This window comes from Bacillus sp. Leaf49 (assembly GCF_001426125.1).
Taxonomy (GTDB): domain Bacteria; phylum Bacillota; class Bacilli; order Bacillales; family Bacillaceae; genus Bacillus; species Bacillus altitudinis.
Window position 1 is genome coordinate 275,056 of record NZ_LMRK01000021.1, and the last position, 22,050, is coordinate 297,105.

General features: G+C 38.9%; 28 protein-coding genes, 1 tRNA gene and 1 riboswitch. Of the genes, 11 read left to right on the top strand and 18 right to left on the bottom strand.

Annotation, left to right across the window (positions count from 1 at the left end; genetic code table 11):
• Positions 1 to 137: 137 nt before the first annotated feature.
• From ASG46_RS14590 to ASG46_RS14625, 9 genes are all read right to left on the bottom strand, one after another.
• On the bottom strand, positions 138 to 848 hold the full coding sequence (locus tag ASG46_RS14590; protein ID WP_056705014.1) for a Rha family transcriptional regulator: 711 nt from the start codon (positions 846 to 848) through the stop codon (positions 138 to 140).
• A 442-nt stretch (positions 849 to 1,290) separates the two neighbouring features.
• Positions 1,291 to 3,924, bottom strand: coding sequence for a hypothetical protein (locus ASG46_RS14595; protein WP_056705016.1), 2,634 nt, complete (start codon positions 3,922 to 3,924; stop codon positions 1,291 to 1,293).
• Between the two features lie 214 nt (positions 3,925 to 4,138).
• Complete coding sequence (locus ASG46_RS14600; RefSeq protein ID WP_056705018.1) at positions 4,139 to 4,825, bottom strand: hypothetical protein; 687 nt, start codon at positions 4,823 to 4,825, stop codon at positions 4,139 to 4,141.
• A gap of 251 nt (positions 4,826 to 5,076) precedes the next feature.
• A complete protein-coding gene (locus ASG46_RS21175; RefSeq protein WP_200939628.1) occupies positions 5,077 to 5,229 on the bottom strand; it encodes a hypothetical protein in 153 nt (50 codons plus the stop codon).
• Between the two features lie 163 nt (positions 5,230 to 5,392).
• On the bottom strand, positions 5,393 to 5,515 hold the full coding sequence (locus ASG46_RS21485; protein ID WP_262982457.1) for a hypothetical protein: 123 nt from the start codon (positions 5,513 to 5,515) through the stop codon (positions 5,393 to 5,395).
• 35 nt (positions 5,516 to 5,550) lie between these two features.
• Positions 5,551 to 6,711 carry an AimR family lysis-lysogeny pheromone receptor gene (locus ASG46_RS14610; protein WP_056705023.1) on the bottom strand — a complete coding sequence of 387 codons (1,161 nt, stop codon included), beginning with the start codon at positions 6,709 to 6,711 and terminating at the stop codon, positions 5,551 to 5,553.
• 22 nt (positions 6,712 to 6,733) lie between these two features.
• Positions 6,734 to 6,961: a hypothetical protein gene (locus tag ASG46_RS14615; protein ID WP_056705024.1), complete on the bottom strand. Its 228-nt coding sequence runs from the start codon at positions 6,959 to 6,961 to the stop codon at positions 6,734 to 6,736.
• A gap of 35 nt (positions 6,962 to 6,996) precedes the next feature.
• Positions 6,997 to 7,698, bottom strand: a complete 702-nt coding sequence (locus ASG46_RS14620) for a Rha family transcriptional regulator (RefSeq protein WP_235562244.1) — start codon at positions 7,696 to 7,698, stop codon at positions 6,997 to 6,999.
• A 268-nt stretch (positions 7,699 to 7,966) separates the two neighbouring features.
• A complete protein-coding gene (locus ASG46_RS14625; protein ID WP_235562245.1) occupies positions 7,967 to 8,173 on the bottom strand; it encodes a helix-turn-helix domain-containing protein in 207 nt (68 codons plus the stop codon).
• Positions 8,174 to 8,335: 162 nt separating this feature from the next.
• Between ASG46_RS14625 and ASG46_RS14630 the strand changes: the two genes are divergently transcribed.
• Positions 8,336 to 8,881: a helix-turn-helix transcriptional regulator gene (locus ASG46_RS14630; protein WP_056705029.1), complete on the top strand. Its 546-nt coding sequence runs from the start codon at positions 8,336 to 8,338 to the stop codon at positions 8,879 to 8,881.
• Positions 8,868 to 9,998 carry a site-specific integrase gene (locus tag ASG46_RS14635; protein ID WP_056705031.1) on the top strand — a complete coding sequence of 377 codons (1,131 nt, stop codon included), beginning with the start codon at positions 8,868 to 8,870 and terminating at the stop codon, positions 9,996 to 9,998. Before ASG46_RS14630 ends, ASG46_RS14635 begins: the two co-directional genes overlap by 14 nt.
• Positions 9,999 to 10,166: 168 nt before the next feature.
• Here the strand turns inward: ASG46_RS14635 and ASG46_RS14640 are convergent.
• From ASG46_RS14640 to ASG46_RS14650, 3 genes are all read right to left on the bottom strand, one after another.
• Positions 10,167 to 10,239: transfer RNA gene (locus ASG46_RS14640), tRNA-Val, on the bottom strand.
• Positions 10,240 to 10,367: 128 nt separating this feature from the next.
• Entirely contained in the window at positions 10,368 to 11,546 is a 1,179-nt protein-coding gene (gene metC, locus ASG46_RS14645; protein ID WP_056705033.1) for a cystathionine beta-lyase, read from the bottom strand.
• The gene (locus ASG46_RS14650; protein WP_017359654.1) at positions 11,543 to 12,661 is read right to left on the bottom strand and encodes a methionine biosynthesis PLP-dependent protein; all 1,119 of its coding nucleotides are present in this window, start codon (positions 12,659 to 12,661) and stop codon (positions 11,543 to 11,545) included. Before ASG46_RS14650 ends, metC begins: the two co-directional genes overlap by 4 nt.
• A 79-nt stretch (positions 12,662 to 12,740) precedes the next feature.
• Positions 12,741 to 12,862, bottom strand: a riboswitch (SAM riboswitch).
• Between the two features lie 220 nt (positions 12,863 to 13,082).
• On the opposite strand from ASG46_RS14650, the gene ASG46_RS14655 reads away from it, so the two are divergent.
• Genes ASG46_RS14655 through ASG46_RS14665 form a run of 3 tightly spaced genes read left to right on the top strand, consistent with a single transcriptional unit; the run spans position 13,083 to position 14,832 of the window.
• On the top strand, positions 13,083 to 13,823 hold the full coding sequence (locus tag ASG46_RS14655) for an esterase family protein (RefSeq protein ID WP_019743058.1): 741 nt from the start codon (positions 13,083 to 13,085) through the stop codon (positions 13,821 to 13,823).
• Positions 13,824 to 13,875: 52 nt separating this feature from the next.
• A complete protein-coding gene (locus tag ASG46_RS14660) occupies positions 13,876 to 14,391 on the top strand; it encodes a YjcG family protein (protein WP_017359656.1) in 516 nt (171 codons plus the stop codon).
• A 6-nt stretch (positions 14,392 to 14,397) separates the two neighbouring features.
• Positions 14,398 to 14,832: a GNAT family N-acetyltransferase gene (locus ASG46_RS14665; RefSeq protein ID WP_008348412.1), complete on the top strand. Its 435-nt coding sequence runs from the start codon at positions 14,398 to 14,400 to the stop codon at positions 14,830 to 14,832.
• Between the two features lie 83 nt (positions 14,833 to 14,915).
• Here the strand turns inward: ASG46_RS14665 and ASG46_RS14670 are convergent, their stop codons facing one another.
• Positions 14,916 to 15,173 carry a hypothetical protein gene (locus ASG46_RS14670; protein ID WP_008348414.1) on the bottom strand — a complete coding sequence of 86 codons (258 nt, stop codon included), beginning with the start codon at positions 15,171 to 15,173 and terminating at the stop codon, positions 14,916 to 14,918.
• A 126-nt stretch (positions 15,174 to 15,299) separates the two neighbouring features.
• Here ASG46_RS14670 and ASG46_RS14675 point away from each other — a divergent pair, with 126 nt between their 5' ends.
• The gene (locus tag ASG46_RS14675) at positions 15,300 to 17,609 is read left to right on the top strand and encodes an ATP-dependent helicase (protein ID WP_056705037.1); all 2,310 of its coding nucleotides are present in this window, start codon (positions 15,300 to 15,302) and stop codon (positions 17,607 to 17,609) included.
• Positions 17,610 to 17,625: 16 nt separating this feature from the next.
• On the opposite strand, the gene ASG46_RS14680 is transcribed toward ASG46_RS14675, so the two are convergent.
• The 5 genes from ASG46_RS14680 to ASG46_RS14690 all read right to left on the bottom strand — a co-directional run bounded on the left by ASG46_RS14680 (position 17,626) and on the right by ASG46_RS14690 (position 19,097).
• Positions 17,626 to 17,883 (bottom strand): stage VI sporulation protein F, encoded by a 258-nt coding sequence (locus tag ASG46_RS14680; RefSeq protein ID WP_008348417.1) that lies wholly within the window; start codon positions 17,881 to 17,883, stop codon positions 17,626 to 17,628.
• A 136-nt stretch (positions 17,884 to 18,019) separates the two neighbouring features.
• Positions 18,020 to 18,157 (bottom strand): YjcZ family sporulation protein, encoded by a 138-nt coding sequence (locus tag ASG46_RS20670; protein ID WP_008348419.1) that lies wholly within the window; start codon positions 18,155 to 18,157, stop codon positions 18,020 to 18,022.
• An 84-nt stretch (positions 18,158 to 18,241) separates the two neighbouring features.
• Positions 18,242 to 18,463, bottom strand: a complete 222-nt coding sequence (locus ASG46_RS14685) for a hypothetical protein (RefSeq protein ID WP_008348420.1) — start codon at positions 18,461 to 18,463, stop codon at positions 18,242 to 18,244.
• A gap of 83 nt (positions 18,464 to 18,546) precedes the next feature.
• Complete coding sequence (locus ASG46_RS21490; protein WP_008348422.1) at positions 18,547 to 18,675, bottom strand: hypothetical protein; 129 nt, start codon at positions 18,673 to 18,675, stop codon at positions 18,547 to 18,549.
• Positions 18,676 to 18,746: 71 nt separating this feature from the next.
• Complete coding sequence (locus tag ASG46_RS14690; RefSeq protein WP_019743061.1) at positions 18,747 to 19,097, bottom strand: DUF1360 domain-containing protein; 351 nt, start codon at positions 19,095 to 19,097, stop codon at positions 18,747 to 18,749.
• A 177-nt stretch (positions 19,098 to 19,274) separates the two neighbouring features.
• Between ASG46_RS14690 and ASG46_RS14695 the strand changes: the two genes are divergently transcribed.
• From ASG46_RS14695 to ASG46_RS14715, 5 genes are all read left to right on the top strand, one after another.
• Positions 19,275 to 19,661, top strand: a complete 387-nt coding sequence (locus ASG46_RS14695; RefSeq protein ID WP_007498962.1) for a spore coat protein — start codon at positions 19,275 to 19,277, stop codon at positions 19,659 to 19,661.
• Positions 19,662 to 19,705: 44 nt separating this feature from the next.
• Entirely contained in the window at positions 19,706 to 20,041 is a 336-nt protein-coding gene (locus ASG46_RS14700; protein WP_008355377.1) for a hypothetical protein, read from the top strand.
• 88 nt (positions 20,042 to 20,129) lie between these two features.
• Positions 20,130 to 20,615 (top strand): spore coat protein, encoded by a 486-nt coding sequence (locus ASG46_RS14705; protein ID WP_008355374.1) that lies wholly within the window; start codon positions 20,130 to 20,132, stop codon positions 20,613 to 20,615.
• 147 nt (positions 20,616 to 20,762) lie between these two features.
• Entirely contained in the window at positions 20,763 to 21,254 is a 492-nt protein-coding gene (locus ASG46_RS14710; protein WP_025207165.1) for a CotY/CotZ family spore coat protein, read from the top strand.
• 212 nt (positions 21,255 to 21,466) lie between these two features.
• Positions 21,467 to 21,910 (top strand): CotY/CotZ family spore coat protein, encoded by a 444-nt coding sequence (locus tag ASG46_RS14715; protein ID WP_008348434.1) that lies wholly within the window; start codon positions 21,467 to 21,469, stop codon positions 21,908 to 21,910.
• The last annotated feature ends 140 nt before the right edge of the window (positions 21,911 to 22,050 follow it).

Consider the following 22,050-nt stretch of genomic DNA (forward strand, 5'->3'; position numbering starts at 1 on the left):
CCAATTTAAAGAGAGAGAGCATCATAGACACTCTCTCCAATATTCTTAGTATTTTTTAGGGTTATGTATTTGAAGTTGTTACCGAAGTTTGTTCTAATCCAGAAGTGAGTTTTATTTAAACTGAAGCTAAATATGTTTTACGCAATTTCCTCTTTAAGTCTATTAATCTCTCGTACTTGTGCGCTTTTAACTCCACCATTGTGTTTATTTTCAGCATTATGCCAAATATCTTTTAATTTGATAATATATTGTTGAACGTTATAACAATCACCGAAATGTTTCACTGGGTTTTCTTTAATCATTCTATCTTCTAGTCTTGTTAACCCAGCTATCGCACTTTTACATCTTACGATTCTTGTTTTTGCATGCAACTGTTGAACATGTTCAATAAAGTCGTTAAAAACATTTGCGGTATCTTCTGGTTTAGTATTCTCGAATGTCCCAATTGTTCGCTTTTCGCTAAAACGGATTTCGTTGATCTCTTTAAGTGTGATATCCTTTTGTCTTGCTTTATCAGTAATCTCCATAAAATCTTCTGATTTCTCTTCGAGTGCTTTTTTAACACGATTAAACTCATTAATATATTCCTCTTTGAGTTTAGCTGCTTTCTTGCCAGTGAATCCCATCGCCACAAAAACAAACCCATCATATGTAAGATCGAATTTTTTCAATTTTCTCCCTGTAGAGTCCGTATACTCACTCACCACAAAATTGTGGTCAGTAAAATCTTTACTACATTCTAAGCTCTCAATTGTTCTAATCACACTGTCATGTCTCTTTCCGAACTCATCCGCAATCAACTTGCTGTCTGTAACTGCTTGGCCTTCTTTAATAAATACTTTCGTCATTCTAAAACTCCTCTGTTTAATTTTAGGGTGGAATCTCACCCACCCTTTTCACTGTCTAACGATAGAGCATCTCACCTCTATCCCATTCCCTGTTACTCTTTTTTGTTGCTTGTCTGCTGCATCACAGACCAAAACAATAAAAGTCTTGCTTTCCGTTGAAAAGTCACTTATAATGAACTCATCAATAAAAATAGCGTAAGTATGTTTAATTGTCCTTGAATTAAGCAGCGCACCGAACTATTGTTCAGTACACTTAAAACAAAAGGAGAATTAAATGAAAGTGTTGTATCAACTTGGAGGAGATGATACAACCGTAAAAATGAGTAAAGGAAACTAGCACTACTGGCTACAAAGTTTTCGTGCGGCAACAAACGGATCGATCTTTACACTGTAGCTTCCCTTACTATTACTCAACTTAGACACCACCCTGAAAACCTTGATTCTATGCGGTTTTCGGGCTATTTGTGTTTAAAAGTGTGTTTTTTTGTTTAAATGCATTCAAGAATGTGTCCTGCTGTGTATCAAACAAAACTTTCATGAACCTCTTTTTCTCCTTGCTTTTGTCAATCTTTCTAAGGATCGAATACATTGTAGGTGGCTTAACTTTAAGCTTCTGCATTTTAAATTTGTAAAATCTGAATGCGTCATCAATTATCAGATATTCCTCAGAATCTTTATCGTTTTCAACCATGTATTTATACGCTTTGTTTATTTTATTGCACATTTCCTCTATGTAATCTTCAATCTTGCCTTTTTGGTTTCTGTCTCCATCTTTCACCTTTGCTTTTACAAGCAACTCCGACACGCTAATACCTCCATTGGTTCTTTCTGCATTTTTCAAGTTGCTCATAATATCAAACAGAATATCCATAGGGCATTCGTGTTGCTCTGTGTTATTTGAAGTGTTAGAGCTAACACATTTCCAGAACTTCGGTTTCGCTCTTTTCTGTAGACCAAGGGCTTTTTCAACATGACTGATTTCTTTCTTTATATCAATCTTGTAAAATTTCTTTGCCAGATCAATGCAAATTCCAGATAGTACGGTCATTACATCAATTCTCTTCAACAGATAATCTCGCCCTTCTGTTTCACCCTTTGAAATCATATCCCAATAAATAGACATGCAATTTTGACCGATATTTGTTACTCGACCAATATTCTTTTGACTTTCAGACAGCTGATTGTCAATCTTACACATATCCAAATTGTTCAATCTATATGGAAGACTTTCTCCCTCTACACGATTCAAGCACACTTTATACTTACCAAAGCATTGTTTTCCGACTTCAAGAAGAGCAGGATGATCAAAAATAACCATAGTGTCTGAATCATAATCACAGCCAGACAGAATGTCTTGTATCTCAAAGTCAATTGCGTTTACGCAAACGATGTTACGTGAGAGGTTAAAATATGTATCAATTTCTTTCACAATCTTATTCTTTACCACAAGAACATTTGAAGGTGATGTATTTGGGTTTCGGAAAGCAACCACTTCTTTTTCTGATTCAAACATTGACGTATGTACTTCATTACCTTTTAATACTTGTCGCTGAGGTTCCTGACCAATTGCGTGGTAAAGGTATTCAATTGGATTACCTAGAAGAACACAATAATCACCTGGCAATCTAACTTTGCCTCTCTTTACGTATTCAACATGGTTATGTATTTCTGTTTTTCGAAAGTCTTTGAAGAGTGAGGTTTGAGCGAACTGTTCGTTTCTTCTATAAACAGCAACCATCATTTCATTTGTATTTATGTCGTTTTTCTTCTTTTCGATATGTTCTATGAATTTCTCTGTGTCATTCTTCAAGCCATATGTATAATCAATTTCATATTGAAGAAGGTCTTCAACGCCTTGCTTATGTATAGGTAAACAGTTAATCATTTGGTATGAAGTTTGCTGTAGAGTCTGATCTAATTCATTCTTTCCTCGCTTAGATTCTTTTTCATGCTTAACGACTCCCCAAACATTCCCTTCTGATTCAATAAGGTTCTTCCAATGCTCCCACAAATCCAACTCAGAACCTAAAACTTTGCTAAATTTCAATGCTTTTAGTGATGTTGGAGTGCAAATGAACTTAACGTCAGATGCTTTCATCTTCTGCCCAAACATATTCTCTAACTCCCATTGATCATATTCCACACCTTTTGGACAATGATCTTTTAGGAATTGTTGAATGTTGCAATTGAACGCAGCTGATTTAAACATGTGATTACGTAATAGCATCATTGACGTACCTTCATTGAAAAACTCTGATGACAATAATGACTCCCCATCAAAAAGACTGTTAGATACAATCTCTTCTTGTTCAACGCTATCAAGGAAATCGTTTTTGCCTGTTTTAACTACATTACAAACTTTTTTAAATTCACTCGTCTTATCATCGACAAGCAGGATATGTTTTGGATCAATATGTACAGTGGATTCTAATGAGCTTCCCACAAGTGACTCATAGGCCAGTAATCCAGCCAAGTCAACTCGTTGATCCTTTTTGAACGGAAGATACATCCTAGACCACTCAATCATTTTCTTATGTAAGGATTCTTTGATGAACAAGCATTGCCCTGTTCGACTCTTACTGCTTGATCTTTTATATACAACATATTTCACATCAGAGACAATTTCGCCTGTCTCCTTGTCAATGGTTCTAATTGCGAACCCATTTTCGTAAAGCTTTTCTCTCAGACTGTTAACCTTAACTTCGTGTTGCCATTCTGTTTGGTTTAACTTTGTATGTAAAAATTCAATTTCTCTATCGAGTCTTTCTTTCCGTTTCTCCTTTGTTCCAGGATTATCTTTCTCTTTTTGCTTCTCTTTGATTTTAGCCTTCACTGATCGTACCTTTGAAGAAAATTTAACATTGATTACATCATCGCTTACATCCTTACCTGAATGTTTTAGCGTTGTGAATTGCAGCCCTTCTTTTCTGAGCTTGATAGATTCAAGGCTATAAGGGATCAAACCTGTGTAATTTTTAGGAATGTTTTTACCTCTATTCATATGTTCATACAAATGACTTGCTTCAATAGACTGAATGTAAATAGGCTTGTTGTTTACTTTGTTTTGTTTAGTCAATAAATCATCCTCCAATGATATAAATAAAATTTGAACAAAAACGAAGCGCAATTTTTGCGCTGCGTATATACTTAATCTTATAAGCTTAGTATTATAAACTTAATATTAAATACTAATTACTAGGGCGCAATTTATGTACCATAATTTGAACCCTTATCTTCCTTTTTTTGAACCTTCATCTTCCTTTTTTTGCGCTCCGCATGAACACTGGGTTTCAACCACATGATAAAACGCTATTCTTTCGTGCATATTCATCGATGTGATGATCATATAAAAAGTACTTGTTCTGATAACCAGTGGTAATAACTTGATCATCTTCACCATAATAAGACTCTGCAGAACTTTGCTTATCCGAATGTTGAATATCAATAAACCTTTTGTTTTTCATTAGAGATAAATGTTTTCTAATGGTGTTTTTTGCAACACCTGTTTCTGCGGAAATCCTATCCATACCTGGATAAGCAAATGAAGGAGTGTGTCTTGTGTCCATGTAGCTTTTTAAATAGAAGTAGAGCCTTATACCCTTCATTTTAATTTGCGACACACACTCGGATGATACAATGCTCTCAGTGGCTTGAGTGAAAGTTATATTACTACCCTTAACAGGTAGTCGGGATTCATTTAGCGTTATGTTTATTAAGCCTTTTCTTGGTAAACCATCAACCTTATTAAGTATCAATTCTTTCTCATAAAGCCCATTTATGTATTTTTTCAAAGTCTCGTTCTTTGGTATTCCCAAACGTTCACTAATTCGTTTATGGTTAACTTGAATCGGATTCACTTTCTCCTTTTTAGAGAAGTAAAGCCTTATCAGAACAGCATAAACTGAAAATTCTTCACTTGAAATGTCAGGGTTTCTAATAACATCATTCGCAATTTGTATTTTAAAGGTTTTATTCAATAGCATTCTCCTGTCTATATATTACTGCTTAATTGGCCATTCTAGGCATTCTTTGGTTTCACTTCACTTAGTACTCCACTAACCTTTTCGTCGTTCTCATAAAGCCAGAACACTCTCTGTTGCTGTGTAAATGCTTTACATACAAAATTACATCCAGCTTCTAAAAGTTTCTTATGTACGTGATGCGAGTAGCAGAAAAAATATTTTGATCGTTTCATTCGTTTTCTCCATTTCTGAATAAAATTAAAGTTTTATTTAAAATCTTTTGATGATGCACCTTCACCTTGCTCAGATAACATACGAAGACACTTATCATATTGCCTATTTATGTATTTCGAGGCTTCCCTAATGCGTTTCTTTTTATCTGATTCAACCGATGATTTTTCATTATCGTTTGGTTTCATTGAATCCTCCCTCACCCTTATTTTATCAACTTCGACCAAAATCAACAGTGTACGTGTCAATTAATTCTCCTTTTGTTTTAAGATCAAATGTGCGCCTGAGCGCTCATATATCAAAAAGGCAGGGATTCAATCTCCCCACCTTTCTAATATGTAAAGCATTTAATTAAGCGCCACGACCAAATCCTGCTGTGCTGTAGTCAGAAGCCGTATCAATTTGTGTACCTGTAGCTACACCTCCGAAGAAAATTGCAGCTACAACAATAGTAAGTGCGAATACTTTTTTCATTTTTTCACCTCCCTTCAAGTGACAAGTTTTTATTGTTAAATTGCCAATACTTCTAGAATGAGTTTATCTGCGCCTAACTTTTCAAGTTCAAGCAATGGAAAGCCAACAGAGAATTTGTCCCCACTTAATTTGAAGTGTCTAATAGACTTATAGAAATAGTCCTCTGAGCGATGCAACAGACCTTTGAGGTACATATGCATACCTAACTGGTTGTCATCGTGTTCCTCGGCTTCTAGGCTATCTAAAATCGATTTAGCGAGCTCTAGTTCTCCCTTGCGGATGTAAGCGTGAGCCACTTCTTGTCTATCAGTGATTTCATCTGAGTCATACTGTAACCATTTATTTTCTTTACTCCATAAGTTTTCAAGGAAGCACAAGCTTCTTAATGCTTGAATTGATCTCTCTCTATTTTCAGTTGAGTGTTCTAAAGCTGAGAGAAAGCAACGCTTGCTTGTTGAGTAATCAGTAAGCATTAAAGAGTTGCCTTGAGTTAAGTAAGAATATGCTGTGATTCTTCTAACATTTGAATTAAGGATGCAATAGTCGGTGTAGTGTTGAACCTTACCAAGCTGATTTTGGTTAAAAGCACAGTTGGCTAGAAGTAACAACAACCTACTGTGGAATGATTGTTTAACATACGAATCTTCCAGATTATCAATAAAAACATTTTCAGATAATGATTCAAGTCTATTGAAATAGTTGTTCCATAATGCTGGATACATCGGGATGATCATACTGTAGACCTGCATTTCTTCAGTCTTTAGTTTTAAGTTCCCTAGTGATCTGATTAAATTTTCAAAATTCACTAGACCTTTTTCTGCATCCCTTTGCAACTTGTACGTCTTTGCCCACTCTATGGTTTTACCATTCCCAGTGTTACTTAAAACAAATTCGATATAATCATCAAGCTTTTCACTTTGAGCGTTAACAGACAAGTATTCCAAAGCCTGTCTTGCACATTGTTTACCTGGATCAAGCGTGAATATGTAGTCACACATCAAATCAATCTCTCTATCTGGATCAATTTCTTTTATCATATCAATGATCATCTGCAAGTCACTCGTTTCTTTTCCACTGATATTAAGAAATTTGTACAATCCTGATGTTTGAGAGTAACCTGCAATAGATGCCAATTTTGCTGCAAGCGAAGAATCGTCTTCACACTTGCTTTTGATGAATGCTTTTAATTTGCTCAATCCAATATCCCCCTAGTTTCCTCTATATGAATTGCAATTCTTTATCTATCTCAACATCAGCTGCAGGATCAAATAGCTTGATCATCTTGTTGACTTCACTCTTTGGGAGCAAGTCAAATTCTTTGATATGCCTGTTGTGCTGAAGCCATAATGCAAATCGGTCTAATAGATCATCGTTTTGCGCTATGAACTCATGCATCATTATGTTTTGTGCCAGTTGCCAAGATGAGAAGTTTTGCATATCTCTCATTATAAATCACCTCGCTTCCAATTAGGTGTAAATTTTCACGCTGAATATTTCCCATTAAAAATCGGTCTCCATCCCTCTACAAAGCTCATAGCTTCATCAAAATCTTTTTGTGAAATGTTCGAGTAGGCATTCACTCTGTATGCATCCTTTAAATTTTTCCACAGAGCTGAGTAAACTCTTCGTGTTTTTTCATAAATTGATTTATCAATCATGCCTTCGTTCCACAGCTTATGCACACGTCTGTTAACTGCATTTCTCATTGCTTGCTGTTGTGAGTAATCAAGAGTGATTCTTTTATCAATATCATGACGTAGTTGCTTGATGTCTTCTTTCATTCCATCAACATCTTCATTTAATTGAATCGTTAGCTTCATACTTGCAAGCAGGCTTTCTTTATCGCTCATCGCTTTCGGACGTTCCTGTGATTGGATATACTCTTTCATTCGCTTAAACTCTTGAATGAATCTGATTTTCGTCTGAACAGCTTCTTTTGTGTTGTAGCTGAATGCGATTAATGTGAACGCTTCTTCTGTTAGATCGTATTTCGGGTATTGTTTGCCTCGCACTTCATGAGTTGACGGCTCAAAATTGAGCTGTGAGAATTCTTCACCTGCATATTCCATCTGAGTTGCAATATCTCTCAAAACGTTTTTGTGTTCTTTATCAAACATCTCCGCAATCGTCACGCTGTCCGTTACCACTTCGTTTTCTTTTACAAATACTAATTTATTTTCCAATAAAATTCCTCCAGTTTTGTTTTGATTTTTTGCTCTCACCTATAATGTAGGCAAAAGTAAACATTCTAATAACAAATGGCTTTCGTAAGACACTCGTAAGACAGTTATGTAAAAAAGTTTATTTAATTTTCAAGGATCGTTTGTAGCTTTATTTTTCTAAGTCGAGTTGGAGTAGTGCCAGTCTATTTTTCTATTAGATATGTAGAAACTGTTCATTTGGATCACTCCGATTATGTTATAGGGTGTTGCTTATGTATGTATTCGTTTATTAAGCATAATGGCCTTCACCATACCACCATCTCTTAAAGCTTTCTGTAGGTACTTTAATTCTGTTCTTACCGACTCTCACCACATGAAACTTTCCACTTTTGCATAATGCATATGCAGTGTCTCTTCCTGCTCCTGTGATACGTCTAATATCTTGCACATCAAGTGCAACTTTCTCTAAAAGCGTGTTTAGTTCTTCTTGCGTCATACATTCACCCCCTTCAGTTTTCTGATTCATCCTATTTTGTAGGCATGAACCAATCATATAATTAAATAATTAATAAATCAATAGTTATTTAATATTTTTTATTTAATTACCTGTTATTTAATTGTGTTATAATGAGGATAAGAAATTTGGAGGTTTTATGATATGAATGAAAAAATAGCTGCATTATTTAAATCCTACAGAACATCTGAGAGCATAAGCTCTGCAGAGTTAGCTGAAAGGGCAGGTGTTTCACAAGGTACAATCTCAAATATTGAGAACGGAAAATTCGGCAAAAGAAAAAATAGTCTTGAGACTATCAGAAAAATCATTCTTGCTGTTAGAATGCCTATATCAGATGATGTTGCAGAGTATATAGAAATTAATGCAGATGGGGATAATTTCAAAGAAAGCACTGTGTATAAAGCTGGTGCACACACCCATATACCTGCTACAAAAAACACCTTTTTAAAAATAAAGGCAGAAACTTTTTTAAACAGTGAAGGATTAGATAAAGAAGATGAGGATGCTGTAGAATTACGCAAACAAAGTCATTACTTCGAAAGTGATATCATTTTATCTACTTATTTAAAATTTATAGAAGATCACCAGGGAGAAATCAATCAGATAGTGATGCGAAAATTACAGGAAAGAGGGGCAAAGCTGTACAAACAGTATTATCAGGAGGAAAAAAATAATGGCAAGCGTTAAAAAAGATAAACGCAACGGAAATTGGTATTATGTTTTCGACATGGGAAAAGATGAAAATGGAAAAAGAAAACAAAGAAAACGTGGTGGCTTTAAATTAAAGAAAGACGCAGAAGAGGCACTTAGAAATGATATTCAAATGTTTCATGCTGGTGATTTAAACAATTCAAAAAATATCGTTTTTTCTGAGGTCGTCAATCGATGGTTAAATATAAAAACTCCTGATGTGAGTAATCAAACTTTGAAAGTGTACCATTATAATTTAAAAAATCACATACTCCCTGCACTCGGGAGTATCAAGTTGGCAGATGTAACCACTCAGACTGTTCAGCTTTTCATCAATAGATTAGTTAAATCAGGCTTATCAGCTGCAACTGTTAAAAAGATATACCATATGATTAACAACATAATGAGGACGGCTGTTGAAGATGAACTAATTAATAAAAATCCTGTCGAAAAGGTTCGCAAGCCGTCTGTAAAACGAAAAGAAGTAGAGGTGTGGACACCTGAACAAATGTCTTTGTTTCTTGATCACACTAGAAATAGTCGATATTACATTGCGTTTTGGCTTGCTATTTCGTTCGGCTTAAGACAAGGCGAAATTTTGGGACTCAGATTTAAAGATATTGATTTTAATAATGGAGTATTAAGGATTGTTCAGACGTTAGAACATTCAGGCGGTCAATTGAAATATGGGGGGAAATCATCATCAAGTATAAGGTCGATTGATTTGTCAGACCACGATATCCACATCTTAACAAAACAAAAAGAAAGAGTACGAAAAGAACAGAAATTAAACGGAAAACTTTATACAAATAAAGACTTAGTCGCGTGTACAGAAACAGGCAACCCCATTAATCCTAGAAATTTATTGAGACAGTTCAAAGCATACTTAAAACAATTAGAATTACCTGATATCCCCTTCCACAATCTCAGACATTCGCACGCTTCTTTGCTATTAACTAAGTTTCACCCTAAAGTTGTTCAAGAAAGACTAGGCCATAAAGATATACAGATTACACTTAACACCTACTCACATTTAATGCCAAACATGCAAAGGGATGCTTCAACGTTTATCAGCGACATGTTACAAGGCAAACAAAAAGAGGAATCACAATAAAATGTGACTCCTCTTTTTTGTGACTCCAACGTGACACAAGAATGTGTTCGGAACGCTGAAACCCTTGATGATTCCGACTGGGCTCGAACCAGCGACCTCTACCCTGTCAAGGNTTTTTTGTGACTCCAACGTGACACAAGAATGTGTTCGGAACGCTGAAACCCTTGATGATTCCGACTGGGCTCGAACCAGCGACCTCTACCCTGTCAAGGTAGCGCTCTCCCAGCTGAGCTACGGAATCGGGTTATGTATCAGTTCTGGGCTTTCTGTTACTGACAGTCTCTATTATATAACCATCATGGTCAGTCGTCAATGGTTTTGTTCAAAAAAGGCACAAAGCCGGTATCCATACCGGCTTTTTACTGACTTTTATGATTGGTTCACAAGAACTGGCTTTAGTTGATCTAGTGCTTGTTTGAAGTCCCTTTTGAGGTCTTCTCCGTTTTCTACGCCCACACTTAATCGAAGTAAACCATCCGTGATGCCTCTTTTTTCTCTTTCTTCTTTTGGCATAGCGGCATGGGACATTTTGGCCGGATAGGAAAGAATGGATTCGACCGCTCCGAGGCTGACGGCGAATACAGGTAATGTGACGCCATCGACCAATTCTTTGACAGCCGCTTGGTTTTCTAGTTCAAATGAAAGAACAGCACCTGCACCGCTCGCCTGCTTCCGCTGAATGTCTGCCCCTGGGTGATCATCTAATCCTGGGTAATATACTTTTTTGACCGCAGGATGTTCTTTGAGGAATGTAGCTAGTTCTAATGCGGTTTGACTGGCTTTTTCTAATCTGACTTGAAGGGTCTTTAATCCTCTAAGCACAAGCCAGCAATCCTGTACGCCAAGTACCGCCCCGAAGGAGTTTTGCAGCGAATAAAGTTCGTCTCCTAACTTCTCATCTTTCACCACGGCTAAGCCTGACAGTACATCACTGTGGCCGCTTAAAAATTTTGTTGCGCTGTGCAGCACAACGTCAACACCTAGGTCCAGCGGACGCTGAAGCGCAGGCGTTAAAAACGTATTATCTAAGAAAGTCAGACAGTCATGTTCTTTCGCAATCTGTACGACACCTTCAATATCCGTAATACCGAGTGTAGGGTTTGACGGTGTTTCCATGTAAATGACTTTTGTATTTGATTGAATGCCTTGTTTCACTTCATTCAAATTGGTCATGTCCACAAAGGTATGCTCAATCCCAAATCTTGAAAGAACTTGGGTGATCATTCGGAAAGTCCCGCCGTACACATCTCTTGTGACAAGGACATGATCTCCTTTTGATAATAGAAGAAAAGCGGTTGAAATGGCTGCCATACCTGACGCAAAGGCAAGCCCTCTCGTTCCTCCTTCTAGCGCTGCAATGGTATCCTCCAATGCCTGACGTGTAGGGGTGCCTGATCTGGAGTAGTCATATTGACCAAAGTCATCGAAGCTGCTTTGGTGAAACGTCGATGCATGTTGAATCGGCACACTGACTGCACCTGTGGAACGGTCTGTTTTAAACGCATTATGAACGAGTTGTGTTTCGAGTGTCCAATCGTGTGTGGTCATTTCGTGTGTACCTCCTCTTTCACATTTGATAGTGCCTGTTTCAGGTCTGCTTTTAGGTCCTCCACATGCTCAATCCCGACTGAGAAACGTAGCAATTTGTTACACACACCGTTTGCAATACGAATCTCTTCTGGGATGTCCATATGGGTTTGCGTTGCAGGATACGTGATGAAGCTTTCGACTCCGCCAAGGCTTTCAGCAAAACAAATCGTTTTCAGCTGCTTCAAAAATGGATTGACCCAGTCCTCTTTGGCTACTCGGAATGACAGCATGCCTCCCTTTCCTGGGTAAAGCACATCTTGAATTTCAGGCTGCTGCTTTAGAAAGTCAGCTAATTCCTTCGCATTTGCTTCGTGCTGACGCATTCTCAGCGCCAATGTTTTCATTCCTCTCATTAAAAGCCATGAGTCAAATGGAGATAAAACCGCCCCAATGGCGTTTTGATGCTGGAACATGTCTTCCGATAGCTTCTCTCCTTTTGTGACGACAAGTCCGGCAAGAACATCGTTATGTCCGCCTAAATATTTGGTGGCACTATGAATGACAATGTCCGCTCCGAGTGTAATCGGTTTTTGCAAGACGGGCGTATAAAAGGTGTTATCCACAATGACCAATGCACCGTGTTCTTTTGCGATTTTCGCAACCTTTTGAATATCCGCTTCCTGCATGAGTGGGTTTGTTGGCGTTTCAATAAAGACGGCTTTTGTATTTGGCGTCATTTTAGAGCGTAAACAGTCTTCATCTGAAAAATCATCATAAACAAAGCGCAGTCCGTACTTTTTCCATTCGTTTTCAAATAGACGGTATGTACCGCCATATAAATCTGATGAAACAATGAGTTCATCCCCGCTCTCAAACAGCGCCATGATCGTTTGGATGGCAGCCATTCCCGAACTGAAGGCAAAACCGGCCGTTCCTTCTTCGAGTGAAGCAATCGCATCTTCTACAAGCTGCCTTGTTGGGTTTTTCGTCCGAATATAATCAAATCCTGTTGATTCCCCAATGCCTCTATGTCTGTAAGCTGTTGAAAGATAAACGGGAGGACTGACAGTTCCAGTCGCCTCTTCGCTGCGGTTTCCAATTTGCGCTAACTTCGTTTCCACATGTTCTGTCATTTGACACCATCCTAAGTAAAAATCTAATTTCAAAACAGAAAAACCCCTTCTTCATAAGAAGAAGGGGTTTAATCGCTTCCTCTTATCTTCCAAGCAAAAAAGCTGCTTGCTGGATTTAGCACCTTGGTACATCACATGAAGTGATGCATACCGGTTGCTGAGGTTTCAAAGGGCCAGTCCCTCCACCTCTCACGATAAGAATGTGTTGTCTGTCTGTTCTAATTCTTAATACTGTAACGCATTAAACCTCATTTTTCAAGGGGAAATGTAACGATTAATTAAAATTTTCTGTATTTTGCAGCAGATTGGATGTCAGCCAATTTGATTGCATGTTAGCATATAGGAACAACGCTGTTTTTCGTGTTACAATGAATGGAAACGTTTCACTTATGATGAATTTGGTTAGCTGGAGGAATGGATTATGGTGAAGAAAACAGGCATCATTCAAGAAGAAACCTTACAGTCAAAAGAACTTGGGGCAGATATGACCATTTTGATTTATTTGCCAGTCAATTACTCCCCCCTTTATACATATCATGTCATCATTGCACAGGATGGTCATGATTATTTCCGTCTAGGTAAAATAGGCAGACAGGCGGAAGAATTAATGCAAAACAAAGAAATGGAACGCTCGATTATCATTGGTGTCCCATATGAAAATGTGACTGAAAGGCGAAATACGTATCATCCAGACGGACCAAAGTTCGAGGCGTATAAACGCTTTTTGGCAAATGAACTAGTTCCGTATATTGATGAACACTACCCAACGTATCAAGTTGGATCAGGTCGTACATTTATTGGTGATTCATTAGGTGCTACGATCTCACTTATGACAGCCATTGATTATCCTTCGTTATTTGGCGGATTGATTTTGCAGTCTCCTTACGTGGATGAGTCGGTTCTGCAAGCAGTCAAACAGTCATCATCCCTTGCTCATTATGCCATTATCCATCAAATCGGGTTAGAAGAAACAGCTGTGAAAACGACAGATGGGCAAGTGCTTGACTTTATTCAGCCGAACGAAGAATTAAAGGTCCTTTTGGAGAAGTCCGGTGCGGATTATTTATTTGAGACATTCGAAGGCGATCATAAATGGACGTTTTGGCAGCCGCTCATTTCACCTTCGTTAAAAAGAATGCTCCCATATTCGTTAATCAACTGAATTTTGTTATAATAAAAAATAATAAATACTTTCTTAATCAGGAGGGAACATGATGAAATACGGAGTTGTTTTATTTCCATCAAAAAAATTGCAAGACATTGCGAACTCTTATCGGAAACGTTATGATCCGAACTATGCACTCATACCACCTCATTTAACATTAAGAACACCTTTTGAATTAACGGATCTAGAAGCAGCTGAGGTCGTCTCCACCTTGCGAGAGTACGCAAAAAATGCTTCTCCTATTACGTTACGTATTAAAAAATTCAGTTCATTCGCTCCTGTAAACAACGTGATTTATATGAAAGTAGAACCGAACGAAGAATTAATGGCTCTCAATGAGAAGTTGTACACTGATCCGCTTGCTGGTACACCTGAATATGCATTTGTTCCGCATGTGACAGTGGCTCAAAAGTTATCAGACGATGAGCATTCAGACGTTCTAGGCACATTGAAGCTGAGAAAAATTGACCACGAGGAAACGGTTGACCGCTTCCACCTTTTATATCAATTAGAGAACGGTTCTTGGACCGTTTATGAAACATTTATCTTAGGAGAAGAGGGTTAAAGACATTTGAATACAGTCATCGTAAAAGAACAAACACAACGAGAAGATGCTTATTATGTTCGAAAAGAAGTTTTCGTAAAAGAACAAGAAGTCCCGTTAGAGATCGAAATTGATGAACTTGAGGACGAAGCCATTCACTTTGTCATTTATAATGATGACAACAAACCACAAGCTGCTGCTAGACTGCGCATAATTGAAGGTCATAAAGCAAAGCTTGAACGAATTTGTGTATTAAAAGAGGCGCGCTCTTTCGGTCTTGGCCACCAGCTTTTAGAAGCACTTGAGTCTGAAGCGATGGCAAACGGAGCGAAAGAAGCTGTCATGCATGCACAAGTACAAGCTCTTCCTTTCTACGAAAAGAAAGGCTACAAAGCCGTTTCAGAACCGTTTGAAGAAGCAGGGATTACACATGTCAAAATGACAAAAACACTATCCGTTTAACGACAATAAAAAGCCAGGGCATCATGGATGCTCTGGCTTTTTATTGATTCCATCTCGTTCGCTCAGGAAGAAAGCGCAGTCATTTAGACGTAAGTATTGATATGAACGCCCTTACCTTCTTCCATAAACATATCTCGTACAAAGCGTTCCCGCTTTTTTTGCTGTACTTTCGTTTCCGCTTCTGTCACTAAGTCCTCTTTTTTCTCCAGCTCTCTGTATACCTTGTCATGAAAGGTGCGGGTGACCTTCGTCACTTTCGCATAGTCTTCTTTATCCTGAGGAGCAGGACGATTGATATATTGAAAATACAGATCCGGCTGAATCGGGGCTATATATCCCATCAAGAACGCCTCCTTTGCTTCTCTTCTACTCTACTATTCCCTAATTATGACTGTTTGAAACACGCCTCATTTGATATGATTAGATGTGTTTCTTTTTAACATTGATTGACTATTGGAGGACTAGCTTTGAAATGCGCACGACGACATGATCGAACGATCTCATTACATACATATTCGAGAGAACACTATCAATTCCTCCATGATGAGGGGAAAAAAGGGCATTTATCTTGCCCATATTGCGGAGAATCCGTCTTTTTCAGACTAAATATACATGAAGAACCCGCCTTTATCCATAAGCAAATATCTCAGCAAGAGATTTGCGAAAAAAGAGAACAACAAGAGGAAAAGAAACCGGCTGAACGAGAGGAAGAGGCATCCTACAAAGAACTTGGCGGCATTCGCTTTCCAACCGGCAAACAGATCATCTCACAAACAGAAGAATCGGATGACTGGCAGGAACCACGATCCATTCAATTTGGCGAAACCTTTCATTTAGAAAAGAATGAAGAAGTGCATACCATTGACCTCTTTCCACACATCACCTTTAGCGCACCGCAGCTTCAAGCTGTCACACACAAAGACGGTCCGATGCTTGTGCTAGCTGGCGCCGGCAGCGGGAAAACAAGGGTACTGACAGCAAGAGCTGCTTATCTGATGTCATACCATCAAATCCCTGCTCACCATATCCTGCTCGTGACCTTCACCACAAAAGCAAGCAGTGAAATGAAAGAAAGATTGCGTATGCAGTATCAGCTTCATCCATCACAGGCGAGCCAAGTTGTGACAGGCACATTCCACAGTCTATTTTATAAAATGCTGCTTCACGATGATCGGGGCAAATGGAACGGACAGCATTTGATTAAATTCGACTGGCAAAAAGAGCAGTATATTCGCAAAGCGATCATGCATGAAGGACTTGATGAAAAAGACTATCCAACCGATCAAGTGCTGCAATCAATCGGCTATTGGAAAAATGCTTTTTTACCAAACGAACTTCCTGAACTGAAAGATGAAAAGGAAAAGCAAATGTGGACAATCTATCAGTCATACGAACAGCAAAAGCGTGAAAATCAACAATTTGACTTTGATGACATGGCGATTGCCTGTTTACACATGCTGACTAAGCAGCCTGAATTGCTCAAACAATATCAAGAACGATTCAAGTATATTTTAGTAGATGAATTTCAAGATATTAATCCCGTACAATATCAATTAATCCAGCTTTTAGCTGGAGAATCCGAGCAGCTATTTTGTGTAGGCGATGATGATCAAGCCATCTATGCATTTAGAGGAAGCAATCCTGCTTTTATTCTTGACTTCAAACAGGACTATCCTTCGGCCGAGATCGTCCATTTACATGCAAATTACCGCTCTCATCATACGATTGTCGCAAGTGCAGACGCCATTATTAAGAAGAACCAGCATCGTTACGAGAAAACGTTAAAAGCCGTTCGCGTGGAGAAAATTCCACCGACTCTTTTTTATCCATATGACGAGGAAGAGGAAGCGACCATGATCGTAGCAGATATTCAGGAGAAAATTAAAAACGGTGCGAAACCGAATGACTTTTGCGTGCTGTTTAGAACGAATACGGGAGGCCGCGCGATTTATGAACGTCTTCATCAATCGGCGATTCCGTATCAAACCGATGCTGGCGTAAAAGCCTTTTATAGCAGAAGAATTGTTCGGGTGCTGCTCGCTTTTCTTTCGCTCAGTCAGGATGCAGATGATGTCGCCGCAATGAAACTGCTGCTGCCCGTTTTCTTTTTAAAGCAGCAAACACTGAATACCATGAAGGCGCTGACCATTACGGAAGATTGTTCTATGGTAGAGGCACTTGGAAAGCTAACAGACATTCAGCCGTTTCAGCGCAAAAAACTGCAATCGATCGTTCCCCTGTTTCGAACGTTAAAATCGTTAAAGCCATCTGAAGCTGTAGCGTTTATTGAACAAAGGATGGGACTTGGTGGTTATTTAAAAAAACGTGTGAATGATACGAATGTGCTTGAAAAAGGAACAGATGATGTACGAGATGTGAAAACAGCGGCGAAACGTTTTGAAACGATTGAAGCCTTCCTCGCTCATGCCGAACATATGAAATCTGCTGAAAAGGAAAAATCAGATGAACCAGGCGTTCAGCTCATGACGATCCACCGTGCGAAGGGACTAGAATTCCAAACAGTGTACATCACGAGCGTGGTTGATGGGGCGCTCCCTCATGACTTTGCACTTGATGAGCTGAGAAGCGGTGATGAAGAAGCCATCGAAGAGGAGCGGCGCTTATTATACGTTGCCATGACGAGAGCAGAACAATCCCTTTATCTATCCGTTCCATCATATAGAAGAGGAAAAACGGCTCACCGCTCCCGCTTTTTGTACCCTCTTTTAAAGAAAAATCGTGAATTATTCACACAAAAACAACAGGCCCCCCTTTAAATGGAGAGCCTGTTGTTTATTTTTTGTTGTTCATCATTTTAGCGATTGTATTAAAATCAAGCTTTTCTTTTCCACTTGTAATCGATTGAACGATTTTGTCTTCCATTTCTTTAGGTACACGTTTGTTTGCAAGCTGCGCCACTTTTTTAATGACACCTCGAACGGTATTCTCATCTTTAAAGTTCGCGTTTTGCAAAGAACCTGCAAGCTTAAAGACATCATTCATATTTACACCTGTTTTATTTTCCACACTTTTAAAGAACTTATTATCCATTCCTTTGCCTCCTCTTTGTGGAGTAATCACCTTACTATATGAAAATAGGCGAGATATGTGCCTATCCTGCTGCCTTGTTAGCAAAGAGAAAGGAAAGCAAAAGGCTTCCCTATTGCTTCCCTCACCTTCTTACTGTTTAGTTAAAGAAAGAAGCACCAACGATGATTAGAAGGATGAAAAGCACGACGACAAGAACAAAAGTTGAACCATAACCGCCGCCGTAGCCGCCGCCATAACCTCCGCAATAACCGCCACCGTAACCGTAACAACTCATATTTAAGCACCTCCTCTTCTCACTTACAAAATATGAAAAATACATGAAATGGTTTGGACGATCACATAAAAAAGTGCGGAATTTTTATTTCTGCTGTTTAAAGACGTAATCTGCCTCTCCATGACGGATCATGAATGCTTCTGTTTCTTTCGCAAAAGTATCCATTTTCTCGCCAAATGCTTTTAAGTGCTCTTCAAGATCCTTCGCTTTATTCGCTAGATCCATTTCAGCTTTTTCGTGCGCTTGCTCTTTCCCATCATGGGGTTTAGTGAACAAGGAACCGATTAATTGTTCGAATGCATCCATTCTGGTCACCCCTTCTCTCTTACATATGCATCACCCAAAAAAAGGGCAACAAAAAAACCGGATAAATCCGGCTTTTGTTTTTCCTATTGAGGTTTCTTTTTCTTCCCGCAGCCGCAGCCAGTCTTCTTGATTTTCTTCGTATATACAGATTGTTGATTTGACTGCGCTGGATACCCTTGAAGCATATGTGACGGTGTTTCAGTTGGTTTCATCGCAACCCTTCCTTTCCTATTCCATGTTAGTATATGCATTTTCTTTAAGCGTGTCTGATCAAAATGCCTGTTTATTTCACAAGCTTCGACACGACTGCTTCAATCAAGCCTGCTGCGGCGGCAATCGCTAATAGTAAATTAAGCCACATGCTGATGACAGGAAAAAATATGTATATCGCAAGTAAAGCAGCAGTGCACCACATACCCGTACACCAATAACAACTTAACAGCTCTCCTATCCAAGATCGCAGTCCCTTCCCCTTAATGACGATATAGGTCTCGACTTCACCTTGTTCGTTTACCTCTTCTTGCTCTTCATGAAATAGACGGCGAAAGGGGGCTGTAATCGTATCAAACACGATCAATCTCGTCAGCCTAAAGGATGCGAGGGCAAATATAGCAAATGACAAAGCGCCGCTCATGGAACCTCCACCTCCTTCATTCTTCTTTTTCCGTCCTTTCTTTATATATGCAAAAAGAAAGACCGCCATGATGAATCGAGTGGAAATAAAATTGGGTTGTACTTTTTCATGCTTTCCGATTCCACCTTGAGCCTCTGCTGCATTAAATAATGTATAGATAAGAAAGGAGTGAAAGTATTGTCTATTGAAGAAAGTGCTGATTTATTATACACACAACTGTTAAACGAATTAATCAGCAATTATGATGATTTCATCGAGATCAAGGATTCCGAAAATGTCACGATTCATAAAACAGATGTAACAGCCGCACTCTCCCTTCAAGCGACCGTAACGACAATCATTACTCTTTTAATTCAAATTCTTGTACCAGATGATGAATTGGCTGCAGACATCACAGAACAGCTTTTAGCTGCACAACAAGTGACAGTTCAAAAGAAAACAGTGATTCAAATCATCAATTGTTATAACGTCACGATTACATTATCTGATGCATCCATTATGAACTCCGTACAAATTCTCACTCAAACACTGAATGTACTTTTAGTTGAAGCCGGCATTCTTTGACCCTTTCTTTTTCTAACATCATGTATGAAAGAGGTGAAATAATCGTGGCTGAAGAGAACGAAAAAAAGGAGTTTCAAATCAACACTGATGTTGATCCATTAACAAGCCTTCTTGTGAGTGATATTTTAAACAAAAATAATGTCACAGATGATCAGAAAGCAAACCTTTCAGAAGATCAAAGAAGGATGATTTTGAAGCTGGTTCAGGATTTACAAAAGAAAGCAGATGATTTCGTACAGCAGCAGCAGGAGAAAAAGCGTCAGGCAGAGGCAGCAAAACATGCAGAAGAGGTCGAGCCTGAACCACAAGTGCGCCCTAAACGAAATTCACTTCGAGATCGTATCCAGCAGCGCCGTCAAGCGCAGCAAAATAACGATTAAATAAAAATGGGTTGCCTGCTAGGATAAATGCCCGAGACAAAACCAATCATTCCAGCATTTAATAAAGTAAACGGAAGGAGGAAAAGAAATGGATTCTAAACCATACTCTTGGGTCGCTCTAGATCGTAACTGTACACACCACGGCGATTACCATCATAACTACGAAAGAAAAGCAGTCTGTGACGGCAACTATTATGATGATGAAGATGTTTTACAAGACTTTGATCAAGTGAGTGTGACAAAGCAGACATCTGAGGAAGTCATTATCGTTAGAGATTCTTGTGACATTAACGTCTCTTCTGTTGATGCACAGGTTGCAGCATCTATCCAAGCAGCTGTTCAAACAGCGATCATCACCATTACAAACATCTCAATCGCTGATGGTGACCTAGCTGACCGCGTCACGCAAGATCTCTTACAAGCAGCTAGCCATAAACAAACAAATCGCCAGAAACTTGTTATCGAAAACTCTAGAAACGTTACAGTCTCTACAATCGATGCGGACATCTCTATTGCCATCCAAACGCTTACACAGACACTTGTTGCGACGATCGTTGCAATTGGTATCCTCTAATGTACAAAAGCAGAGCGAAAAGCTCTGCTTTTCCTTTTTCTAAAAATACAACAAAGATAAATAGTCATTTACCCACACCAACTAGAGGGCGCATACATATGTTGTTAAGGACTAAAGTCAAATACCTTGTTAAAGGAGCTGAAATCCATGAGCTGCGGAAAACACCATGGCCGACATGATGAAAACTGTGTATGCGATGCGGTTGATAAGATTTTAGCAGAGCAGGAAGCTGTAGAAGATAAATGTCCTACGAGCTGCTACAGTAATTTATTAAGCCCGACAGTTTCTGGAAAAGATACGATTCCGTTTTTACTTTTTGATAAAAAGGGCGGATTGTTCTCTACTTTCGGAAACATTGGAGGATTTGTTGACGATTGCCAATGCTTCGAATCCATTTTCTTCCGGGTTGAAAAATTGCATGACTGCTGTGCCACATTATCTGTATTAAGACCTGTTGATGTACACGGACATACGCTAAGCGTTTGTCACCCTTGCGATCCTGACTTCTTTGGTTTAGAAAAAGCGGACTTTTGTATCGAAGTTGATTTGAACTGTTTCTGCGCGATCCAATGTTTAAATCCAGAACTTGTCGACAGAGTCATGCCGGCAAAAGATAAAAAGCATCATCACCACGGCTAAACCAATCGCCCGCTCATCTAACTTGTCATAAGTCAAAGCATCCCCTTCCTCACGAATGACAACCAATCATGCGGAGCAGTCAGCAAAAGGCGGCCGCTTCCGCATTGATTGACATTAGATGCATCAACCGGCGAGACACGTAATAAAGCTTATAGATGATGATGACAGTGCTCAAACACTCAAACAAATTTCCTTGTATAGGAGGGTTGAATATGAGCCGCAAACATTCATGGAACTGTGTAGCAGAGGCTGTTGAAAACATAAACGACTTACAAAATGCCGTCGAAGAGGATTGCCCGACCAGCTGTTACAGCAATCTCCTTTCTCCATCACATTCATTAGGTGACACTGTCCCGTTTGTTCTATTTACCTCAAAATCAAAACCATTCGTCGCATTCGGAAACGTCGGAGAAGTAGATGCTGGCCCTTGCTTCAGCACTGCATTTTTCAGAGTCGAACACATCTCTGATCACTGCGCAACACTCAGCTTGCTTATTGCATTTGACAAAGATCGTCATATTTTAGATTTTACAGATAAAGATTCCGTATGTGATGTGTTCCGTTTAGAAAAATCAAAGTATTGCATTGAAGTAGACCTTGACTGCTTCTGCGCAATAGAGTGCTTAAATCCAAGACTCATCAACCGTAGCTGCTAACAAAAAAAGTCCCGTTATGGGACTCAGATTGTAGAGAAACTCATGTTTTTCTACAATCTTTTTTATTTTCACCATCATTATGATAGATGAGATTGAAGGAAAAACATGAAAAAGGCCTCCCACACACCTATCCTAGCTTT

Coding starts and splice junctions, on each gene's coding strand:
- ASG46_RS14715 (WP_008348434.1), top strand. CDS start 21,467: ATGAGCCGCAAACATTCATGGAACTGTGTAGCAGAGGCTGTTGAAAAC.
- ASG46_RS14660 (WP_017359656.1), top strand. CDS start 13,876: ATGAAATACGGAGTTGTTTTATTTCCATCAAAAAAATTGCAAGACATT.
- ASG46_RS14650 (WP_017359654.1), bottom strand. CDS start 12,661: ATGACAGAACATGTGGAAACGAAGTTAGCGCAAATTGGAAACCGCAGC.
- ASG46_RS21485 (WP_262982457.1), bottom strand. CDS start 5,515: ATGAAAAAAGTATTCGCACTTACTATTGTTGTAGCTGCAATTTTCTTC.
- ASG46_RS14590 (WP_056705014.1), bottom strand. CDS start 848: ATGACGAAAGTATTTATTAAAGAAGGCCAAGCAGTTACAGACAGCAAG.
- ASG46_RS14635 (WP_056705031.1), top strand. CDS start 8,868: ATGGCAAGCGTTAAAAAAGATAAACGCAACGGAAATTGGTATTATGTT.
- ASG46_RS14615 (WP_056705024.1), bottom strand. CDS start 6,961: ATGAGAGATATGCAAAACTTCTCATCTTGGCAACTGGCACAAAACATA.
- metC (WP_056705033.1), bottom strand. CDS start 11,546: ATGACCACACACGATTGGACACTCGAAACACAACTCGTTCATAATGCG.
- ASG46_RS14685 (WP_008348420.1), bottom strand. CDS start 18,463: ATGGATGCATTCGAACAATTAATCGGTTCCTTGTTCACTAAACCCCAT.
- ASG46_RS14655 (WP_019743058.1), top strand. CDS start 13,083: ATGGTGAAGAAAACAGGCATCATTCAAGAAGAAACCTTACAGTCAAAA.
- ASG46_RS14690 (WP_019743061.1), bottom strand. CDS start 19,097: ATGAGCGGCGCTTTGTCATTTGCTATATTTGCCCTCGCATCCTTTAGG.
- ASG46_RS14680 (WP_008348417.1), bottom strand. CDS start 17,883: ATGGATAATAAGTTCTTTAAAAGTGTGGAAAATAAAACAGGTGTAAAT.
- ASG46_RS14705 (WP_008355374.1), top strand. CDS start 20,130: ATGGATTCTAAACCATACTCTTGGGTCGCTCTAGATCGTAACTGTACA.
- ASG46_RS14630 (WP_056705029.1), top strand. CDS start 8,336: ATGAATGAAAAAATAGCTGCATTATTTAAATCCTACAGAACATCTGAG.
- ASG46_RS14670 (WP_008348414.1), bottom strand. CDS start 15,173: ATGGGATATATAGCCCCGATTCAGCCGGATCTGTATTTTCAATATATC.
- ASG46_RS20670 (WP_008348419.1), bottom strand. CDS start 18,157: ATGAGTTGTTACGGTTACGGTGGCGGTTATTGCGGAGGTTATGGCGGC.
- ASG46_RS21175 (WP_200939628.1), bottom strand. CDS start 5,229: ATGAAACCAAACGATAATGAAAAATCATCGGTTGAATCAGATAAAAAG.
- ASG46_RS21490 (WP_008348422.1), bottom strand. CDS start 18,675: ATGAAACCAACTGAAACACCGTCACATATGCTTCAAGGGTATCCAGCG.
- ASG46_RS14625 (WP_235562245.1), bottom strand. CDS start 8,173: ATGACGCAAGAAGAACTAAACACGCTTTTAGAGAAAGTTGCACTTGAT.
- ASG46_RS14710 (WP_025207165.1), top strand. CDS start 20,763: ATGAGCTGCGGAAAACACCATGGCCGACATGATGAAAACTGTGTATGC.